Source organism: Joostella atrarenae, assembly GCF_021764745.1.
GTDB lineage: Bacteria > Bacteroidota > Bacteroidia > Flavobacteriales > Flavobacteriaceae > Galbibacter > Galbibacter atrarenae.
Window position 1 is genome coordinate 1 of sequence record NZ_JAETXX010000003.1, and the last position, 18,192, is coordinate 18,192.

An 18,192-nucleotide genomic window follows, 5' to 3' on the forward strand; every position below is an offset into this window, starting at 1 on the left:
GTAATTGCTTGTTCTCGCCTACTTTGGAAACTCCACAGGAATTTCCAACTTGGTGTGTACTAGTAAAGTTAAGTGCTAACCCACGTAACTACTCATAGCCGAAACCGTTGGCGTTAATTTTCAAAAATCAAACATACAGCTAAGCATCTTATCCAAATGACTAAGAAAGAAGCAACCTATTTCTCTTTTATCCCAGCTATTATTTTTGTGGGGTCTGAATTAATTAGAACGTATATTAGACCTATTTATAACCGAAATGAACATCCCATAATCAACAATATACTCGGATGGTTACCAAACTTTTTAGCAGGATTAGGAATACTGTCTTGGAGTGCGGTAATTTTAATAGTTGGAGAATCCTTACTGTCCTTAACAATTTCTAAGAAACAAAAACTACTAGTTTTATTAGCCACAAATATTATAGCTATTGTTGGGTTAATTGGACATGAGGTTTTGCAAAAAGGAACTGGATTATACTATGATATTGAAGATATTTACGCAACGTTAGGAGGTGTATTATTGGGAAATATCCTATATTATTTTTCGTTGTTTTCCAATAAAACTGTTGAACATAAATTGAAATAATTAAATATTGTGGAGGTTGGTGTTTTGGGCTTTAAATTAAATGCAAATCTCACCAAGCTGAATAAAAAATTAATGACAACAAAGCCTAAACGAAATGCGGACTTTAGGGCAAAAACGAAAGGTCTGTGTATATTTATAATGTAGCTAAAACTTATGGATTTAGCTTTGGACAAGAATAAATAAAACTAAACAATAAGCTTTAGCTACGTTGGCAGTAATAATGAACAAATGATAATTACCATAAAAAACTTAACTGAAGAGCTTATAAAAATCATTCAATCTGATATAATTAATATTCCCAAAGAGAACATATTAGATTTATATGAATCTTGGTCACAAACAAATGAAAAATCTTCAAAATGGGTTTTTGATAAAAAAAATATTTCGGAGAAACAATTTTTACCACTAAATCCATATTTATTAGGAATTGATTTCCCCTACTGGTTTGGAAATATTTCAGCTAAAAAAAGAATAATGGTGATTGGCATTGATCCATTAAGAAATGAAAATGTGTTCAATAAAGTTAAAGCTGATAAAAATAACGATGTATTAATTGGAACACCTTATGCTCTTCATTCAATAAAAATGAGAGAGGGAAGAACTCGTCCATATTGGGAATTCATAAACTCATTATCACAAGACCATTTTGTTTATCTTACAGATATTTATAAAACTTTTTTTTATACAGATTCTTCAAAAAAAGAAAGAAGTTATGTCTATTATAAACAACATCCCTCTAAACTGAGTTCAATAAAAAATATTTTAGAGCAAGAAATAGAACTTCTAAAGCCTGATTTAATAATTACTCTCGGAAAAGAAAGTATTGTTCAACTAACAGAACAGAAATGTAATAAACTATCTCGTAATATCTCACTAAATAAAACTCATTTAAAAAGCTTTCCAAACATTCCTATTATTCCTTTAGTGCATCTTTCAGGAGCAACAAGAAAGGCAAATATCATAGATTTTATGATTGCTAATAATTTGAACACTTCCAATTTTGAAAAAAGATGGCAATACGGATTAGGGTATTCAACAATTATAAAAAATTACATAAACAGATAAATTACTCCCCACAACAAAAACCTAAGTTAAAAAACAACCCCTTTCTTCAAAAATATTAGACACCATTATATTGGGCTTACAAATTCAATTAATTGATTTTGTAAGCTTTTTTTATTGTAATTATTTAAGCAATACAGAAACGTACATCTTATTATAGAGTCTCGCCTACCCTCCTACTGAATTAGATTATATATCGTTTCTAAATAAAAAATCATTGCTAAACTACACAGTTTATCATAGCCAAGACAAACGTGTTGTGACATAAACTAACTATGTTGAAAGCTTAATTTCAATATGAATAATCCAGATTTTATCATTACTTTTGTATCCAAGTAGATACAATATTATGTTCTTTATTGAAAAAACAGTAGAATTTGACAGATGGCTGAGAAAATTAAAAGACTTTAGGGCAAAGGCAAAAATATTGTTCAGAATTCAAAAATTAGAAATTGATGAACATTTTGGCGATTGTCAAGCTGTCGGCGACGGAATACGGGAAATGCGGATAAATTTTGCTAAAGGCTACAGAGTTTACTTCAAAGAAAAGGACGGAAAGGTTATTGTTCTTTTAATCGGTGGCGATAAATCTACCCAACAAAAAGACATTGTCAAAGCAAAGGCGATTTGGAAAAAATTAAATAAATAGAAAATGGAAACTTCAAAATTTGAAATAGCAGATTATTTGGAAAGCAAAGAAATGATTGCAGAATATCTTAATACAGTTTTGGAAGAGGGAAATAATGCCGATATTATCAATGCAGTTGGACACATTGCAAAAGCCATCGGAATGACCAAAATTGCGGAAGAAACTGGTTTAAGTAGACCGAGTTTGTATAAAGCGTTATCGGATGGAGCGAAACCTCAATTTGAGACTATTATGAAAGTATTAAAAGCTATCGGAGGACAAATTCAAATAAATCCAGCATCTAACTGAATAAAATCTACTACCAACAAAAACCTAAGATAAAAAGCAGACCCATTCTCCAAAAATATTAAACACTATTATATTAAGCTTACAAATTCAATTAATTGATTTTGTAAGCTTTTTTTATTCTATTTATCATAGTTATTAAAGCAATACAGAAATGTACATTTCATTATAGAGTCTGCTTGATTTCGCAATAGCAAAGCATTGTTAAAGTAGCTTATTGCCTTTTTAAGGTTTTCCGTAAAATATATCCCTAAGGAATCTATATATTTGAAAGAGAAATAAACGTGAGTTCGTTTATCTGATAGTTAGGCGTCATATGAAGATAAAATTACTTTTAATATTAAACTTGATTCTATTAAATTCTTGTTTTCAAAATGAAACAAGCGAATTTGAAGTTGGGAATTTGTGGAAAATAACATCTAAAAGTGGAATTGAATCTTACGTCTACGGAACGGTTCATCTTTACCCAAAAAATGAGTTAGAACTTTCTAAAAAAATTATATCAAAACTCGAAAATTGTAAAGTACTCGCTCTTGAAAGAGATATAACTGATTCAGCTGAACAAGAAAAATTTTTAAATTTTGAACTTCCCCAGTATTTCATAGAAAGCTACAGAGCGTTGACACTCGAATACGGGAACGAATTGGTTTCAATGGAAGGGCAATTAATCAAAATCGCCAAAAAAAATGGAATTAAAATCTCGGGACTTGAATCGACAAACGAAATTTTGGCAATTATGACGGAAATGGGTAAAATTGAATTCCCTCAATCAGAATTTGAAAAAGATAAAATAATTGAAGTCTATCAACACACTCTTAATTTATACAAAAAAGAACAGATTTTGATTTTCAAAGATAGTATGATATCTCAAATGCCGACAAAAATGGTCGATTTGAGCATCAATTTAAGAAATCAAAATTGGATTGAGGATATTATTAATCTAGTCGAAAATAAATCAACTTTTATTGCTGTTGGAATGGGGCATTTAGGTGGTGAAAATGGACTTCTTAAATTGCTAAAAGATAAGGAATACAAATTAGAACGAATAAAATAAATACGCCGCCTAACATTGTATAAAAATAATAGCGGTTTAATCGCTAAAACGACTATAAAATTTATAAATCAATCGATAGTAACAAGCTAAAAATAAGTCATATAAAATCTGCTACTATTCTTATACGTTACCGTTGTGTGCAATAACAACAAAACTCTCAAAATTCAATTAAACTAATGGAGGAACTAAATCCAAATCGAATAATTTTCAATACTGCGAAAAAAGTTTACGAAGGAAATTTATCAAAGAATGACGGAATAAATTCTCTTGTTCGAGATTTGAATATGAACAGAGGTTCGGCTCAAATGATTATAGTTCAGATTTTTCCAAAACTTTTGGATGGCGACCAATTTACAAGGACATTAAGTGTTGATTTATTTAATAGTTTTTTGCGATTTATTCTTGAAGATTACGGAGCAGAAAGACTAAAAAAATCACTTTCTGCCCTAAAGATGCATATTGATTATATTAAAGAAAAAGGAGATGCCAAAATAAAATTGCGGAAAATTTATCAACGCTATTTAGATGATTTATCAATAAATGATGAACCTTCAATTATTGACGAAATTGAACAGTCAGAAATTGCTAATCATTTAAAAGACAAATCTAAAAGTGATTTAATCAATGAATTAAAAAACTCAGAAAATAATAGTTCGGAAAAGGTTACTGTAAACCATAAAAGTTACAAACGGAATAATAAAATTGTTGCGCTGATTAAAATATTACGAGATTTTAAATGTCAGATTTGCGGACAATTTATTTTAAAAAAAGATGGCTCAAGATATATTGAAGCAGCTCACATAGTCCCAAAACATAAACAAGGAAATGAAAACCCTGAAAATATAATTTTACTTTGTCCAAATCATCATAAGGAATTTGATTTAGGAAACTGCGAAATAACTAAGCGTACGGATGAGGAAATTGAGTTTACTTTAAACGGAAACCAACATTTAATATCTTTAGCTATCGATTAAAAATTATGAATAAATTACTGCACACAACAATGGTATAGGTAATTACAAAAGTGATTCGGATAAATAGTAGCTGGAATGTTCACTTTTGGAACTACTGTTTCTCAACTTTAAGGATATATTTCATATTTTTAGGGAAATACACCTATAACACTATATAAATTGCATTAAAACGCACATTACACTTAACGTTAGCTACAATAAAAAAAATGATTCCAAAAGTAAATAAATACGATTTCTACTTATATTCTGATTTCTCTAATGTTGATAATCCTAATAATTTACTCCAATTAATAGCTCATTCAAATGAATATTTTGAAGATATTACTTTAAGCTCTCTAGAACAAGAAGCTTTATCCAAAAGAATAGAGCTTTGTCAAATACTATTTGAAGATGAATGGAATTCTAGAAATGGAAAAATTCAATTTTTCTTTGAATTTTCAGACAAGAAAATTATAGAAGATTATTATAAAAAACTAACTCTTTTTGCAAATGAATTTGGATTTAAATCTCTTATTCCTAATTTTCAAAAAACAATAAAATTTTACATTGAAAATGAATCAGAAATAAGAGAACTTTCTGAAAATCAAGAAAATGATGACTGGTGGGATAGACTCCAAAAACTACAATCAGAATATAATTATTATTACTCCCAAGCTATAGAAATAGTAGCTAACAATATTATAAAAAAACCCAATGACTTCTGTAGAGATGAAAATGGAGATTTTATTGACTCAAATTTTACAGGAAAACTTAAACATTATTTAAAAACAGGAATTCTGAAATATGAATATTCAATAGTAAAAGGTCAAATACTTGGTGAGTTTATCGAATATGACAATAACGGAAATAAAAGAGAATTATCTTATAAAGACGGATACTATGATAAAGACTCTTTCAAAAAATGGTTTGAAAATGGACAAATTGAATTTGAAAAAATAAATGACTCTGATTATAGATATTGGTTTGAAAATGGTCAGATTAAAACAGAAAAAATTGGAGAAATTATCAGAAAGTGGGATATTAATGGTAAAGAAATACTGTAGCTAACAATGGCTATAGTTAATACGGGTTTTGGTGCTTAATCCAAAGTCTGTGCATATTTAGAAAGTCCGCCAAATCTTTTGGATTTGGCTTTTAAAATGAATAATATAAAAATTCGGCTCTGTGTTAATCCGAAAAGTTAGTATCTTTTTGCACGCTACGTTTCATACACAAGTCCGTTGTAACCAATTACCAAAAAAATGAAAATAGAGGAATTATTAACAACATATTGGAGTCAATTAACACTTTTACTTATAGGAGTTGGATATTTCATAAAAAGAGTTTCTGACAATATTTCAAACAAAAGAGAAATTAATCATAATTTATTTCAACAAAATAGATTAAAAGCAGTTAATGATTTTTTCACATCTTATGCTAAAACGGAAAGAATGTGGAGAGATTTATCAATAATTCCCATTCTTGAGTATCAGTTTGATACAACAGAAATTGATGAAATAGTTTTTAGCCCAATAAATGAGCTGAGAAAAAATGTTTTAGAACTTCAAATTTATTTTTCCAAAAATGAGCATCAACTTTTTAAAGAGATTCTGGAAAATGTCATAAATATAAATGGGAAGTTAAATTCAATTTACTTTAAATACGACAAAGAAACATCTATAACAATTAAATCAAATGAATTTGGTTTCGTTCGAGATTCTAAACTTGAAGAAAACGAAATTTTATTTGAGGAAATAAGTAAAATAATTAGAAAAACATTCAATTAAAATATGACTTATAGAGAAAAAATAAAAATGCACATAATTGAAAGACCAGAAGAAAAAAAGGCTGAATTACAAAATTTCATAGATAATGAACTTTTAGAAATGGATATAAATAAAGTAACAACATATTTGGAGGAATAAAACCAATCAACTTCGCACAAAATTGTTGAAACAAAATATTCGGAACAAGGAGACTTGTATGTAAAAGCAGAAACAGGATTAACATTTTTGAAATAAAAAAACTACCGCCAACACCGCATAAAATTGATTACTGGTTATAGCCCACTTACGAAAATACTTGTGCTTGCCTGTTGGCTGACAGGGATTTTCAGTTTGGTGTCTACTTGCAAGGTTAAATGCTAACCCGTGAAACTACTTATTGCCGAGACCGTTGTAAGTAAGCTGAAAACCGAAAACATAAAATGATATTTAACGGAATTGATAATCAAACTGTAGAATTCAAGGTAACAAATTATGAATTCCCTGAAAATACGACTTGTCAATATGACTCGAATTGGTTGTTGATTTATCTAAAAGTAAATAGCAATTTCGGAAAATGGCAAACTATTGACCCATCTTTGTTAACTGAAGAAGTGAAAGCTATAATAGAATGGTTTGGAAATTTATCAAATAATAAAAAACCAGACTCAAATAGCTTAAGTTTTATTGAACCCAATATTGAGTTTGAATTAAAAGACTTTAATGAGAATTCTAAAATTATAAGAATAATTTTTGGCTATGAGTCTCGACCAAAAAATTCCAACGATGAAAAAGAATACTATGTTGATTTTGAATTTAATAATGAAGAGCTGAAGAAAATTTCTGAGGATTTAAAAAATGAACTGAATGCATTTCCCACTCGTGGGTTTGATTAAGAAAAGCCTACTTACAACAAAGAACTGAGTTAAAAAACACCCCCCTTCTCCAAAAATATTAGACACTATTATATTGGGCTTACAAATTCAATTAATTGAATTTGTAAGCTTTTTTTATTGTAACTATTTAAGCAATACAGAAACGTACATTTCATCATATGGCCTGCTTGATTTCTCAATAGTAAAGCATTGTTTTGAGCAGCTTATTGCCTTTTTAAAGTTTTCCGTAAAATATATATCTAAGGAATCTATATATTTGAAAGAGAAATAAACGCAAGTTCGTTTATCTGATAGTTATGTGTAATTTGAAAAAAACGAACAGAAATAAATGCCATTTACTTTTTCACATCCAGCAATAGTTTTACCGCTGAATTATCTACCAAAAAAATGGATTTCTTTAACTGGATTAATAATTGGGAGTTTAACACCAGATTTTGAATATTTTTTGAGAATGAAAATTAAAAGCAATTATAGCCACACATTTGATGGACTTTTTTGGTTTGACTTACCATTAGGAATTTTACTTGCTTTTATTTTTCACAATATTATTCGGAACAGTTTATTTGACAATTTACCTATTTTTCTAAAGTCAAGGTTTTTGCACTTAAAACAATTTAACTGGAATAAGAACTTTAAAAAAAAATGGCTGATAATCATAATTTCAGTTTTAATTGGAGCAATTTCTCATATTTCATGGGACAGTTTTACTCACGATAATGGATATTTCGTTCAAAAAATTCCAGGATTATCAAACACAATTGACATTTTAGGAAAGCAAATACCGTTTTAAAAATTCTACAACATTCAAGTACATTAATTGGTGGATTAATAATTGCTTTTGCTATTTATCAATTACCGAAAGAAAAAAATATAACAAAAAAAATCAATTTAAAATATTGGCTCATTTTTGTTGAATTAACTTTTGTAATTATCCTGATTAGACTTTTAAGCGGACTTGAAATCATAGAATATGGAAATGTAATTGTTTCCTCAATTTCGGCAGGAATTTTAAGTTTGATTTTAACATCAATAATACTGAATAAAAAAACTGTTTACAACAATGTATCCTAAACTAATAACCCCTTCTATATTTTCTACTGAAAAATAGAGCATAGAAAGTTAGTTATAGCTACATGTAATATTTATCACACTGCATATAGCCTAAAGCTTATTGCCTTTTTAAGGTTTACCATAAAATATATTCCTAAGGAATCTATATATTTGAAAGAGAAATAAACGTAAGTTCATTTATCAGATAGTTGTCATTAATTAAAAAAAAATGAAGAAACTAATTCTAATTATATGTTTGCCAATTGTATTTTTTAGTTGTCAAAATAAAAATCAGACGCAAAAGTTAGTAACTGAAATTAACGAATTAAAAAAGCGTAATGATTCACTGGTAAACATTGTGAATGGAATAAAGGAAAAGTATGTGTTCGATAATGTTGCAGTAAGAACAATTCCTAGTTATAAAAATACCGACAAACTCAATTCCCTATCCAGAAACGAAATTGTATTTATCGCGTATAATGATGGTGGAAAAAGTAGAGTTATGTTTAATGAATCTCAAGAAAAAGGGACTGGGTACAAGGACACTCTTCAAATGGAAAATGGAGCTTTCATCCTTGAACGCAAATTGACCGAGGAAAAAAACTTCTTTAGTGGATTCGTTGAGACTCAAAACGATTATGGAAAGGTCTTTGGGACTAATATTTCAATTGGAGTTTTAGCGCAATAAAACTAATGACAACAATAGCGATAAGTAATGCGGAGTTTGGTGTTTAATTCAAGGTTTGTGTATATTTAAGTGTCCGCAAAATCTTTAGAATTTTGCTCTGAAAACAAAAAAATAAACCAAAACAAAAAGCTTTTGCTACGTGCGTAGACGGAAACAAAAAGTTTCCTTGCCTCCGCACTACTCATAGCTGTAACGTTGCAACATATAATGACCCGTCCTGAAATATGTATACACTAAAACAATTGTATATGTATAAAAATGATGGATATGTAAGACGTTATAGCGAAAGCTTTAAACTCAAAGTATTAGCAGAACTTACCAAAGGAAACCATTCCAAAAGACAAATTGCATTAACTTACGGGATACAATCCAGTACAATTAATGTATGGATTAAAAAGTATGATCGTAAAGATTTAATGAACACCCGTGTAACCGTGCAAACAGATGATGAATTAACCCGTATTAAAGCCCTGCAAAAAGAGCTAAAGCAACTCAAAGACCTTCTTATTAAAAAGGACTTAGAAAAGCTTGTTACAGACAGCTATCTTGAAGTAGCTGCTGAAAACTTAGGATATAAAGATGTGCAAGAATTAAAAAAAAACTTAAACATCGAGCCCTAATGAAAACAGCACCTAAAAACAGAAAGGATAGACTCTTCACAATCGACGCCATTTGTGCTGCCTTCGCTTTAAAAAGAGATGCATACTACAAATTTCACAAACGTTACTTAGCTAAAAAGGAGGTAGAACAAATTATAGTTGAACTTGTTCGAAAAAGTAGAAGAACACTACCCAGAGATGGTACTAGAAAACTGATGAAGTCCTTACATAAAGACTTTCAAAAGCAACACCTTAAAATTGGTAGGGATCGGCTATTCCGTATCCTGAGGGAGAACGAGCTCCTGGTAAGAAGAAAAAAATATTCTTCTAGGACAACAAACTCATATCACAGGTTTTATAAGTATAATAACATTATAAAAGACTTAGAAATCAATAAACCTAATCAAGTATGGGCTTCAGACATCACCTATATAAGAACCATTAAAGGATTTTGTTATTTGGCACTTATAACGGATATGTATTCACGTAAAATCGTAGGATATGACCTAAGTAATAGCCTTGAACTTAATGGCTGTGTTAGAGCCCTTAATAAAGCCATTTATCATGCTAGAATTACAAAAGGTATCATTCATCATTCGGACAGAGGAATTCAATACTGTAGCAATGTTTATACTCAAATTCTTAAAAGGAAAAAGATGGAAATAAGCATGACCGAAGAAAATCATTGTTATGAAAATGCAATGGCAGAGCGAGTAAACGGAATCCTCAAAGATGAGTTTTATCTCGACCAGACCTTTACCAGCATGGTTCAAGCTAAAAGCGCGGCCAAAAATGCAATTAAATTATACAACTCTAAAAGATTACATTTATCTTTAGATTATAAAACACCTAATTACGTGCACCAAAATGCCGCTTAAATTTAATATTAATCTGTAGCCGTATTTTAGGACGTGACATAAAAACCGTGAATTTCATTGAGAACATTTTTAAACAGAAGAAAAACGGAGCATTTTTTAATTCAACAGATTGCGAAATGAATAACTTATTGTGCGGAATTGGAAAATCAGAAATTCGAGAAAATGAAATTTATATTTCGGAATATCCATTTGAACCTTCAGTTGCTTATCCTAACAAACTAATAAAAGCTAATCAAATTGATTTTATCTGTGCGGATTTTGGACTTTGCAAAATATATGTTGAAAATGACATTGTTTTCGTTACAGCAGAACAAAAAGAAGAAATTCTAAAGTTTGCGGAAAACAATAGAATAAAACTCAAAAAACATAGCTGGAATTGGGATTGGATTTTAGAACCATATCTCGATACTGAATTTACGGCTGACAATGAAAAAAGAATTGAGAAATGTCTAACCGATGTCGGAATTGACAAAACCGAAACTGACAAAATTCGTAAAGAAGTTGGAAAACAGATGTATAAATATAACTTCGATACAATGCTTTGGGATTGGTGCAGTTTGGGATTAAGTGATGTTTTATCAGCAATGCGAGTGAAATATGATAAATCTGAATTTGAAAACTTTTACAAAAAAGCGATTGAAATTGACAACCGTGAATAAAATACATTACACAACAAAGAACTGAGTTAAAAAACAACCCCCTTCTTCAAAAATATTAGACACTATTATATTAGGCTTACAAATTCAATTAATTGATTTTGTAAGCTTTTTTTTTATTCTATTCATCATAATTATTTGAGTAATACAGAAACGTACATTTCATATTAGAGCCTGCCTGATTTCGCAATAGCAAAGCATTGTTTTGAGCAGCTTATTGCCTTTTTAAGGTTTTCCGTAAAATATATCTCTAAGGAATCTATATATTTGAAAGAGAAATAAACGTGAATACGTTTATCAGATAGTTGTGTATAATGCCGAACATTAAACTAAATATGAAAATTTTAAAAACAATAACATCTTTTTCGGTTCTACTTTTTGTGTTAGGAATCAATGCTCAAACTAAAAAGTACCGAATTACTTTGGAGAAGATACTATGATGACTTTAGTTGAAAAACACGAATTCAATAAGGTTTTTTATGTTGATTCTTACAAAATAATTGTAGTTCAGCAGATTTACATTAATGTTTCTGGAAAAGACCAAAGAGTTATCCATTTTGGTACAGACAAGAATAAAAATGGAGTTCTTGAAGTTGATGAAGCAACTAACACCGAATATGCTGATTTAAATTATTCCAGTAATCTTCAAAAACCTGTATATCTCGGAAGTATGGAAAGTGATAATTGGATACAAGATTTTTATTTAATTTACGAAATTTATGAAGATGGAAGTGGTTCTTCTTTCAGTGTGGTAGAATATAATGGATATGATTCTGATGAAAATGGAGAAATTTCAGAAAGTGAGAATTATGAAGACCGTGAATATCATTATCCAGAGAGAAATGGATTTACAGGTTGGGGTTCTTAAATTATCGAACTAAAACATATATATCTTAAAATGAGCAAACCGATTTATAAATATCCTGCTTTCGTGACAAACGTGGACTTGAAAAGCGAAAATGGAAAACGATATTGGCTGGATTTAGAAATCGACAAAAACAAATCGGACGGAATAACGGTTATACTCAAAAACCCAAGTAGAGCGGACGAAACAATTTCGGACAAAACAGTTTTTAACGTTTCAAATTACATTTACAGAAACCGAGAAAAATATTCGGTACTTGAAAATGTCGGAAATATTACAATACTGAATTTAATGCCGAACTACTTGACAGACTCAAGCGGATTGAAAGAATTTAAGGAAACAATAATTGACCAAGAAAACATTCGGACTTTAAATGAGTACTGCGGTAAAAATAAGAATGTAATAATTGCTTGGGGAAATCACCCAAGCGGACTGTACTACGAATATGAAAAATTAAAAGAGGAAACGAAAAAAATCTTGACTAAAAACAACAATCAAGTTTTCTACGTGGATAAAATGACTAATGCTGGAAACCCTAAACACGGACAAGTTTGGGGCTACGAAAATCAATTGAAAAAAGTAACTGAATTATAAAAGCACTACTTACAACAATGTATATAATTTATTGCTAGTTCTAGCCTACTTACGAAAATCCTCGCGGATTTTCTATTCGGTTTTTATTTGCTAAATTATGTGCTTAAACCACGCAACAAACCATATACAAACACGTTGGCAACAATTTAAACCAAATAAATGAAATTAGAATTTATACTTGAAGAAAATGACTTTTTAGACTATCATTTATTTTCAATCTCGGATAATAAAAATTCAAAAAAAATAGAAAAAATAGGCAAATTTGTTCTTGCCGGTCTCTTTTTATACTTCGGTTTGAATTTGTATAATTCCGATAATATTGAACTAGCCATTTTATTCGGAGTTTTAGCAGTTTTATCAATTCTCTTTTTTAATAAATTTTATAAATCTCGAATGAAAAAACACCAGTTGAAAATTATTAAAAGCACTTATTCAAAAAGAATCGGAGAAAAAGAGACAATGGAATTTACACCCGACTATCTAATAACTGAAGATAAAACTGGACAAGGAAAGACAAAACTATCAGAAATAGAATGCGTAAATGAAATTCCAAATAATTTTTTCATAAAACTATCTAACGGGTCATCTTTTATTGTTTCAAAAAAAGGACTTGCCAATTTAGACGAGTTCAAGAAGAAATGGAAAGCACTAAATATCCCAATTATTGAACATTTGAATTGGAAATGGAATTAATTGGACTTTAAAAAACTACCGCCAACACCGCATAAAATTAATTACTGGTTATAGCCCACTTACGAAAATCCTTGTGCTTGCCTGTTGCCTGACAGGGATTTTCTATTCGGTTTTTATTTGCTAAATTAAGTGCTTAAAACACGTTAGCCACAATTTCAAAAATCACGAAATTCAAGAGAATTATGCTTAAGTATTTAACATTCGGAATGTCAATATCATTTATATCGTGGATAGTCGGAATGATAATTAATAGTTTTCTTGTCAAAACTGAATACTACAAAAAAATATCAAATCTGAATTTTATTGAAAGCAAATCTTTAAATAAAACTATTGGAATTGACTATTTTAAATGGATTGTGAAAAATTCATTTTTCAAGTTTTTTAATCAGAAAATAAAATTGAAAAATAAAAAAACGGAATTGACTGAAATACGAATGGAAATGACAATTGCGGAAATAAGTCATTTAATTGGATTTATATTCGTTATTCTTTTTGCTCTTTATAAAAGTATTACTCACGACTTTTTATTCGGTCTGACCATAATGATTGTGAATATATTTATGAATTTATATCCTACTTTATTACAACAGGAAAACAAAAGACGAATTGACACAATAATAAAACGACAGAAAAAAACTACCGCCAACACCGCATAAAATTGATTACTGGTTATAGCCCACTTACGAAAATCCTTGTGCTTGCCTGTTGGCTGACAGGGGTTCTCTATTCGGTTTTTATTTGTTAAATTAGAAGCTGAAAACCCCCAGTAAACTCTATAGATTAGTAAATAATAAATACAAAAATTATATAATGAAAAAATCAATATTAGTCCTGTTTATAGTAGCTTCATTGTCGGCATTTTCTCAAGATGCTACATACAAAGTCTCCTCATATCATACAGAAGGTACAAAAGCACCAAATACTCATTATATAGGGGAAGCCTGGCTAAATGGTATTATACATGACGATGCTGAATTGGGTTATAATATTACAAAAGCAACCTTCAAAGCCAACTCTACTTTAGATTGGCATAAGCATAGTTCTGCCCAGGTTTTAATCATTGTAGATGGGGAAGCCTATTATCAGGAGAAAGGAAATGATCCTGTAATTCTAAAGGAAGGGGATGTTATTAAATGTGAGAAAGATATCGAACATTGGCATTCTTCCACCAAATATAGTGATGTAACATATCTGGCTTTATATGGTGGCGGGCAACCAACTACTTGGACGGAAGTAGTTACGCAAAAGTATTACGATGAAGTTGCCAAAAAGCTAAAAAAGTAATTTTTTCTTCAGAAGACAGTATCCAAAATTTTGTGTAAACAAAAAATAAACGGGTTCAGCTTTATTAAAGTTGGACCCTTTTTTTAAATATAGTTAAGAACTGATTAAGAATAAGTCCCCAATTCTGAGCTAGAATCCAAATAACTGTGTAAACAGAAATTCACTCCAAAGCTGTTTCAAATTATCAGCTATATAATACATTACTGCTATTTCTTATTAATTTACTTATCAAGCTACATTGTACAACCATCCGTTGGGGTTCTGTTGCCTTCCTGTGGCGTGTTTTAACTATCTCGCTACGTTATCAACCCATATAGAGACGTCTTCCAGTGCTTCGATGACGTAATATATACATCCAGATACGTTACCTAACGTATAATTTGGCGTTAAAGACGTATCCAGATACGTTACCCAACGTATAATTCGACGTTAAAGACGTATCCAGATACGTTACCCAATGTATAATTTGACGTCAAAGACGTGTCCAGATACGTTACCCAACGTATAATTATGATTAAAACACGTATAAATACACATTAATCGCTCAATTTCATCTATTTACATCTTTTATAATTGGTTATTTTAGGTTATAAATCTTAAACTTACATTAAAGCTGTTGTAGTATATATTCTAAAAAATATACCTTTGCATGTAAAATAAGTGCCCTTTTAGCTATTTTATAAGTGAGTGAGTTTGCTGTAAACAGCGAACTAACTATAGAGAAAGCTCTCACAATTAGTATTGGAGATCGTTGTTAAAATAGAAATCTTGGTTACAAACTAACAATTATAAAAAATAAAACATGAAAAAGAATATCGACTTAGGATTACTAATATCAAGGGTTACAATTGCTGGTTTAATGTTATTCCATGGAGTAGCAAAATTAAGCGGCTTAGGAGGTATTAAAGGTATGTTAGCAGCAGCTGGTTTGCCAGAAGTTATGGCATACGGAGTGTACTTTACAGAATTAATTGCACCTGCCTTGATCTTAATAGGCTTTAGAACTAGATTAGCTTCCTTAGCATTTTTCTTCGGAATGATGGCTGCAATGCTGCTTGCACATGCTGATAATCTCTTTGCGATTTCAAAAACTGGAGGTCTAGAAATTGAACTTATTTTACTATTCGCATTTGGAGCATTGGCATTCTTCTTTACTGGTGCTGGTAAATATGCGATTTCTACATCTAATAAATGGGATTAACATAATAGCGTTACTTCCAAAAATAATTCAGAAATAAAAAAACCGATACTCCCTACAATAACAGCTATAACTACTATTCTAGGGAGTATTTATTTAAATATTTAGAAGCTTAAAAACAAGCTTATTAAATCTTCAATTGGCTTTTATATGTAAAAAGTAAAGGCTTCAGTTCAATCAAATTATCTATGATTACCAAAAAAAGAGTCCCAATAAAATACATTTTCAAAGAAATTAGATTTCCGCTATTAATTGTTGTTTTCATCGCAATGCTATCGGAAGTACCTCCTTTAATTATAGAGCCGAGCAGTTTACCAAAAATCCCAATTTCAATTGCTACAACCTTGGGTATCGCAATATCTGTATTACTTTCATTTAAAATAAGTCAGTCATACGGTAGATGGTGGGAAGCAAGGCAAGTTTGGGGTGCCATAGTAAATGATTCTCGTACGCTCGTTTTACAATTACAGGTGTATGTAGACCATAAAAATCCTTTAATAAAAAAGATGGCACATACCCAAATAGCTTGGTGCTATGCATTAACTGCGGCTTTACGAAAGCAAGATGCATCAGAAGATATTAAGAGTTTACTATCTTCAAAAGAGATTAAAACATTGGAAACTCAGCAAAACATACCTCTTAAAATTCTAGGTTTTCAGATTAATACAGTCAAAGAATTATTCTCAAAAGGTGATATTAATGATTTTTCGAGAACACAATTAGAAGAAACAATAACTAGACTGACCTCATCGATGGGGAAATGCGAACGGATAAAGAATACTGTTTTTCCTACTAACTACTCATTCGCGCTGTACATCGCTATCTATTTATTTGTAATCTTTTTAGCAACCTCAGAACCCTTTAGGCTAGACTTTATATTGGAACTTATAATTCTTGTTTTAATCTCCGGATTATTTTTCTCTCTTGAAAAAGCAGCCTACCGATTACAAGATCCCTTTGAAAATAAAGCAACAGATACTCCTATGAGTACGATCTCTAGAACTATCGATATAAATATTAGACAATTACTAGATGAAAAGGAATTACCAGAGCCTATTGCTGACAAGGAGTTTTATAAATTATAGTTGAATAATTTATAAACTTATACATCGGACTCACTCCACACTCCTATTTACTGAATTCCTTCCTTTTATGAATGACAAAGATTAGGCAAGATTCATTAAATTAGTTGTTAATGAACAATGTAGCACAAAAAACACATCAATATAAATACTCTAAAATGAAAAATACTTTACTCTTAATAGCAGTTTTTACATTCTTAGTTTCTTGTAAATCAAACGAAAAAAAAAACGAAGAACAACAATCTAAAGGAGAAAGACCTTCTTTGGAACATATAATTTCTGAAATGGACACCAATAAAGACGGAAAATTATCCGAAGGTGAGGTAAAAGGTCCGTTATCAAACGATTTTGATGCTATTGATACTGATAAAGATGGTTTCTTAACTGAAGAGGAACTCAAAAAAACGGATCGAAATCAAGGAGATCGACCTCCACATCCAGATGATACTGAAAAAGATTTATCAGCAGAAATAAATACCACTGTTAAAGTAATTCCTATAAATACAGATTACTTTATTGCTGAAAATATTATAGGAGGAATCAATAAGAAAACGGTAGAATTAAATGGAATTGAAACGCTTTGCTACGTTATTAAGACCAACTCTCAAGCTACAGAGCATCAAATGGGACCTTGGTGTCCTAGGCATATTGAAGATGGAATGGAAAAAGCAGGAATATGGTTTCAAGATGATAAAGTGTATGATGTTTCTGGGCATTTTATCGCAAACCTAGATGAGTTTTATAGTGATGAGCAGTGGAAATTATATAGAGAAGATGGGACGGTAAAAGTAACAGATACGGAAGAAGGATGCTTATCTGCTGCAAAACCTAATGTAGATGAAGAATATCATAACTATTGCGTAGAGTGTTTGCCAGAATATTTTAAAGATCAGGTAACAACGTTTGTTATTCCTGTTACTCCAAAATACCTTAATTCTACTCAAGATTTTGGACAAGGGGGAATAGGAATTGCATTTAACGGTGTTAATTACGACCCGCCTGCGCCTACGCATGCCATATTAGCGGCACATACAATTGCTCCTTTGGATGACCACGGCGGACATGTTAACCCGCACGGAGGTTACCACTACCATGCGGCAACAGGTTCTACAAAAGAGATTTCTCAAACAGATGTACACGCTCCAATGATAGGATATGCCATCGACGGATTTGGAATTTATGCGTTAGCAAATGAGCACGGACATAAACCAGATGATTTGGATGAATGTGGCGGACATGCAGATGAGACTAGAGGATATCATTACCACGCTGGAGAACCTGGTGGAAATCAGATTATAAAATGTCTGCACGGATTGCCTGGATATACAGAGGTTAACGAGTAGAGAAGTAACATAATA

The 18,192-nt window shown here is 30.6% G+C and carries 23 protein-coding genes; all 23 read left to right on the top strand.

The window, feature by feature from the left end:
* Nucleotides 1–156: 156 nt before the first annotated feature.
* Complete coding sequence (locus JM658_RS06665) at nucleotides 157–585, top strand: hypothetical protein (RefSeq protein ID WP_236958472.1); 429 nt, start codon at nucleotides 157–159, stop codon at nucleotides 583–585.
* Between the two features lie 228 nt (nucleotides 586–813).
* On the top strand, nucleotides 814–1,650 hold the full coding sequence (locus JM658_RS06670) for a uracil-DNA glycosylase family protein (RefSeq protein WP_236958473.1): 837 nt from the start codon (nucleotides 814–816) through the stop codon (nucleotides 1,648–1,650).
* A gap of 346 nt (nucleotides 1,651–1,996) precedes the next feature.
* Entirely contained in the window at nucleotides 1,997–2,296 is a 300-nt protein-coding gene (locus JM658_RS06675; RefSeq protein WP_236958474.1) for a type II toxin-antitoxin system RelE/ParE family toxin, read from the top strand.
* Nucleotides 2,297–2,299: 3 nt separating this feature from the next.
* Nucleotides 2,300–2,584, top strand: a complete 285-nt coding sequence (locus JM658_RS06680; RefSeq protein WP_236958475.1) for an addiction module antidote protein — start codon at nucleotides 2,300–2,302, stop codon at nucleotides 2,582–2,584.
* Between the two features lie 313 nt (nucleotides 2,585–2,897).
* Entirely contained in the window at nucleotides 2,898–3,635 is a 738-nt protein-coding gene (locus tag JM658_RS06685; RefSeq protein ID WP_236958476.1) for a TraB/GumN family protein, read from the top strand.
* A gap of 176 nt (nucleotides 3,636–3,811) precedes the next feature.
* The gene (locus JM658_RS06690) at nucleotides 3,812–4,609 is read left to right on the top strand and encodes an HNH endonuclease (protein ID WP_236958477.1); all 798 of its coding nucleotides are present in this window, start codon (nucleotides 3,812–3,814) and stop codon (nucleotides 4,607–4,609) included.
* Between the two features lie 206 nt (nucleotides 4,610–4,815).
* Entirely contained in the window at nucleotides 4,816–5,652 is an 837-nt protein-coding gene (locus JM658_RS06695; protein ID WP_236958478.1) for a toxin-antitoxin system YwqK family antitoxin, read from the top strand.
* 198 nt (nucleotides 5,653–5,850) lie between these two features.
* A complete protein-coding gene (locus tag JM658_RS06700) occupies nucleotides 5,851–6,375 on the top strand; it encodes a hypothetical protein (RefSeq protein ID WP_236958479.1) in 525 nt (174 codons plus the stop codon).
* Between the two features lie 419 nt (nucleotides 6,376–6,794).
* Nucleotides 6,795–7,247, top strand: coding sequence for a WapI family immunity protein (locus tag JM658_RS06705; protein WP_236958480.1), 453 nt, complete (start codon nucleotides 6,795–6,797; stop codon nucleotides 7,245–7,247).
* 328 nt (nucleotides 7,248–7,575) lie between these two features.
* A complete protein-coding gene (locus JM658_RS06710) occupies nucleotides 7,576–8,037 on the top strand; it encodes a DUF4184 family protein (protein WP_236958481.1) in 462 nt (153 codons plus the stop codon).
* A 41-nt stretch (nucleotides 8,038–8,078) separates the two neighbouring features.
* Complete coding sequence (locus JM658_RS17115) at nucleotides 8,079–8,318, top strand: hypothetical protein (protein WP_317207861.1); 240 nt, start codon at nucleotides 8,079–8,081, stop codon at nucleotides 8,316–8,318.
* A 208-nt stretch (nucleotides 8,319–8,526) separates the two neighbouring features.
* A complete protein-coding gene (locus JM658_RS06715) occupies nucleotides 8,527–8,985 on the top strand; it encodes a hypothetical protein (protein ID WP_236958482.1) in 459 nt (152 codons plus the stop codon).
* A 248-nt stretch (nucleotides 8,986–9,233) separates the two neighbouring features.
* The gene (locus tag JM658_RS06720) at nucleotides 9,234–9,605 is read left to right on the top strand and encodes a transposase (RefSeq protein ID WP_236958483.1); all 372 of its coding nucleotides are present in this window, start codon (nucleotides 9,234–9,236) and stop codon (nucleotides 9,603–9,605) included.
* A complete protein-coding gene (locus JM658_RS06725) occupies nucleotides 9,605–10,462 on the top strand; it encodes an IS3 family transposase (RefSeq protein WP_236958484.1) in 858 nt (285 codons plus the stop codon). The genes JM658_RS06720 and JM658_RS06725 overlap by 1 nt, the downstream gene beginning before the upstream one ends.
* A gap of 116 nt (nucleotides 10,463–10,578) precedes the next feature.
* A complete protein-coding gene (locus tag JM658_RS06730; RefSeq protein WP_236958485.1) occupies nucleotides 10,579–11,121 on the top strand; it encodes a hypothetical protein in 543 nt (180 codons plus the stop codon).
* A 433-nt stretch (nucleotides 11,122–11,554) separates the two neighbouring features.
* Nucleotides 11,555–11,986, top strand: a complete 432-nt coding sequence (locus JM658_RS06735) for a hypothetical protein (RefSeq protein WP_236958486.1) — start codon at nucleotides 11,555–11,557, stop codon at nucleotides 11,984–11,986.
* 30 nt (nucleotides 11,987–12,016) lie between these two features.
* Complete coding sequence (locus JM658_RS06740) at nucleotides 12,017–12,577, top strand: DUF1643 domain-containing protein (RefSeq protein ID WP_236958487.1); 561 nt, start codon at nucleotides 12,017–12,019, stop codon at nucleotides 12,575–12,577.
* Between the two features lie 159 nt (nucleotides 12,578–12,736).
* The gene (locus tag JM658_RS06745) at nucleotides 12,737–13,270 is read left to right on the top strand and encodes a YcxB family protein (protein ID WP_236958488.1); all 534 of its coding nucleotides are present in this window, start codon (nucleotides 12,737–12,739) and stop codon (nucleotides 13,268–13,270) included.
* A gap of 206 nt (nucleotides 13,271–13,476) precedes the next feature.
* On the top strand, nucleotides 13,477–13,926 hold the full coding sequence (locus JM658_RS06750) for a glycosyl-4,4'-diaponeurosporenoate acyltransferase CrtO family protein (protein ID WP_236958489.1): 450 nt from the start codon (nucleotides 13,477–13,479) through the stop codon (nucleotides 13,924–13,926).
* 154 nt (nucleotides 13,927–14,080) lie between these two features.
* Entirely contained in the window at nucleotides 14,081–14,554 is a 474-nt protein-coding gene (locus JM658_RS06755; RefSeq protein ID WP_236958490.1) for a cupin domain-containing protein, read from the top strand.
* An 802-nt stretch (nucleotides 14,555–15,356) separates the two neighbouring features.
* Nucleotides 15,357–15,755, top strand: a complete 399-nt coding sequence (locus JM658_RS06760; RefSeq protein WP_236958491.1) for a DoxX family protein — start codon at nucleotides 15,357–15,359, stop codon at nucleotides 15,753–15,755.
* 173 nt (nucleotides 15,756–15,928) lie between these two features.
* Complete coding sequence (locus JM658_RS06765) at nucleotides 15,929–16,837, top strand: bestrophin family ion channel (protein WP_317207862.1); 909 nt, start codon at nucleotides 15,929–15,931, stop codon at nucleotides 16,835–16,837.
* Between the two features lie 155 nt (nucleotides 16,838–16,992).
* A complete protein-coding gene (locus JM658_RS06770) occupies nucleotides 16,993–18,177 on the top strand; it encodes a YHYH protein (RefSeq protein WP_236958493.1) in 1,185 nt (394 codons plus the stop codon).
* Nucleotides 18,178–18,192 lie beyond the last annotated feature (15 nt).

Excerpts from the sequence above, each read along its gene's own strand:
- JM658_RS06665 (WP_236958472.1), top strand. The coding sequence starts at position 157 with ATGACTAAGAAAGAAGCAACCTATTTCTCTTTTATCCCAGCTATTATT.
- JM658_RS06670 (WP_236958473.1), top strand. The coding sequence starts at position 814 with ATGATAATTACCATAAAAAACTTAACTGAAGAGCTTATAAAAATCATT.
- JM658_RS06675 (WP_236958474.1), top strand. The coding sequence starts at position 1,997 with ATGTTCTTTATTGAAAAAACAGTAGAATTTGACAGATGGCTGAGAAAA.
- JM658_RS06680 (WP_236958475.1), top strand. The coding sequence starts at position 2,300 with ATGGAAACTTCAAAATTTGAAATAGCAGATTATTTGGAAAGCAAAGAA.
- JM658_RS06685 (WP_236958476.1), top strand. The coding sequence starts at position 2,898 with ATGAAGATAAAATTACTTTTAATATTAAACTTGATTCTATTAAATTCT.
- JM658_RS06690 (WP_236958477.1), top strand. The coding sequence starts at position 3,812 with ATGGAGGAACTAAATCCAAATCGAATAATTTTCAATACTGCGAAAAAA.
- JM658_RS06695 (WP_236958478.1), top strand. The coding sequence starts at position 4,816 with ATGATTCCAAAAGTAAATAAATACGATTTCTACTTATATTCTGATTTC.
- JM658_RS06700 (WP_236958479.1), top strand. The coding sequence starts at position 5,851 with ATGAAAATAGAGGAATTATTAACAACATATTGGAGTCAATTAACACTT.
- JM658_RS06705 (WP_236958480.1), top strand. The coding sequence starts at position 6,795 with ATGATATTTAACGGAATTGATAATCAAACTGTAGAATTCAAGGTAACA.
- JM658_RS06710 (WP_236958481.1), top strand. The coding sequence starts at position 7,576 with ATGCCATTTACTTTTTCACATCCAGCAATAGTTTTACCGCTGAATTAT.
- JM658_RS06715 (WP_236958482.1), top strand. The coding sequence starts at position 8,527 with ATGAAGAAACTAATTCTAATTATATGTTTGCCAATTGTATTTTTTAGT.
- JM658_RS06720 (WP_236958483.1), top strand. The coding sequence starts at position 9,234 with ATGTATAAAAATGATGGATATGTAAGACGTTATAGCGAAAGCTTTAAA.
- JM658_RS06725 (WP_236958484.1), top strand. The coding sequence starts at position 9,605 with ATGAAAACAGCACCTAAAAACAGAAAGGATAGACTCTTCACAATCGAC.
- JM658_RS06730 (WP_236958485.1), top strand. The coding sequence starts at position 10,579 with ATGAATAACTTATTGTGCGGAATTGGAAAATCAGAAATTCGAGAAAAT.
- JM658_RS06735 (WP_236958486.1), top strand. The coding sequence starts at position 11,555 with ATGATGACTTTAGTTGAAAAACACGAATTCAATAAGGTTTTTTATGTT.
- JM658_RS06740 (WP_236958487.1), top strand. The coding sequence starts at position 12,017 with ATGAGCAAACCGATTTATAAATATCCTGCTTTCGTGACAAACGTGGAC.
- JM658_RS06745 (WP_236958488.1), top strand. The coding sequence starts at position 12,737 with ATGAAATTAGAATTTATACTTGAAGAAAATGACTTTTTAGACTATCAT.
- JM658_RS06750 (WP_236958489.1), top strand. The coding sequence starts at position 13,477 with ATGTCAATATCATTTATATCGTGGATAGTCGGAATGATAATTAATAGT.
- JM658_RS06755 (WP_236958490.1), top strand. The coding sequence starts at position 14,081 with ATGAAAAAATCAATATTAGTCCTGTTTATAGTAGCTTCATTGTCGGCA.
- JM658_RS06760 (WP_236958491.1), top strand. The coding sequence starts at position 15,357 with ATGAAAAAGAATATCGACTTAGGATTACTAATATCAAGGGTTACAATT.
- JM658_RS06770 (WP_236958493.1), top strand. The coding sequence starts at position 16,993 with ATGAAAAATACTTTACTCTTAATAGCAGTTTTTACATTCTTAGTTTCT.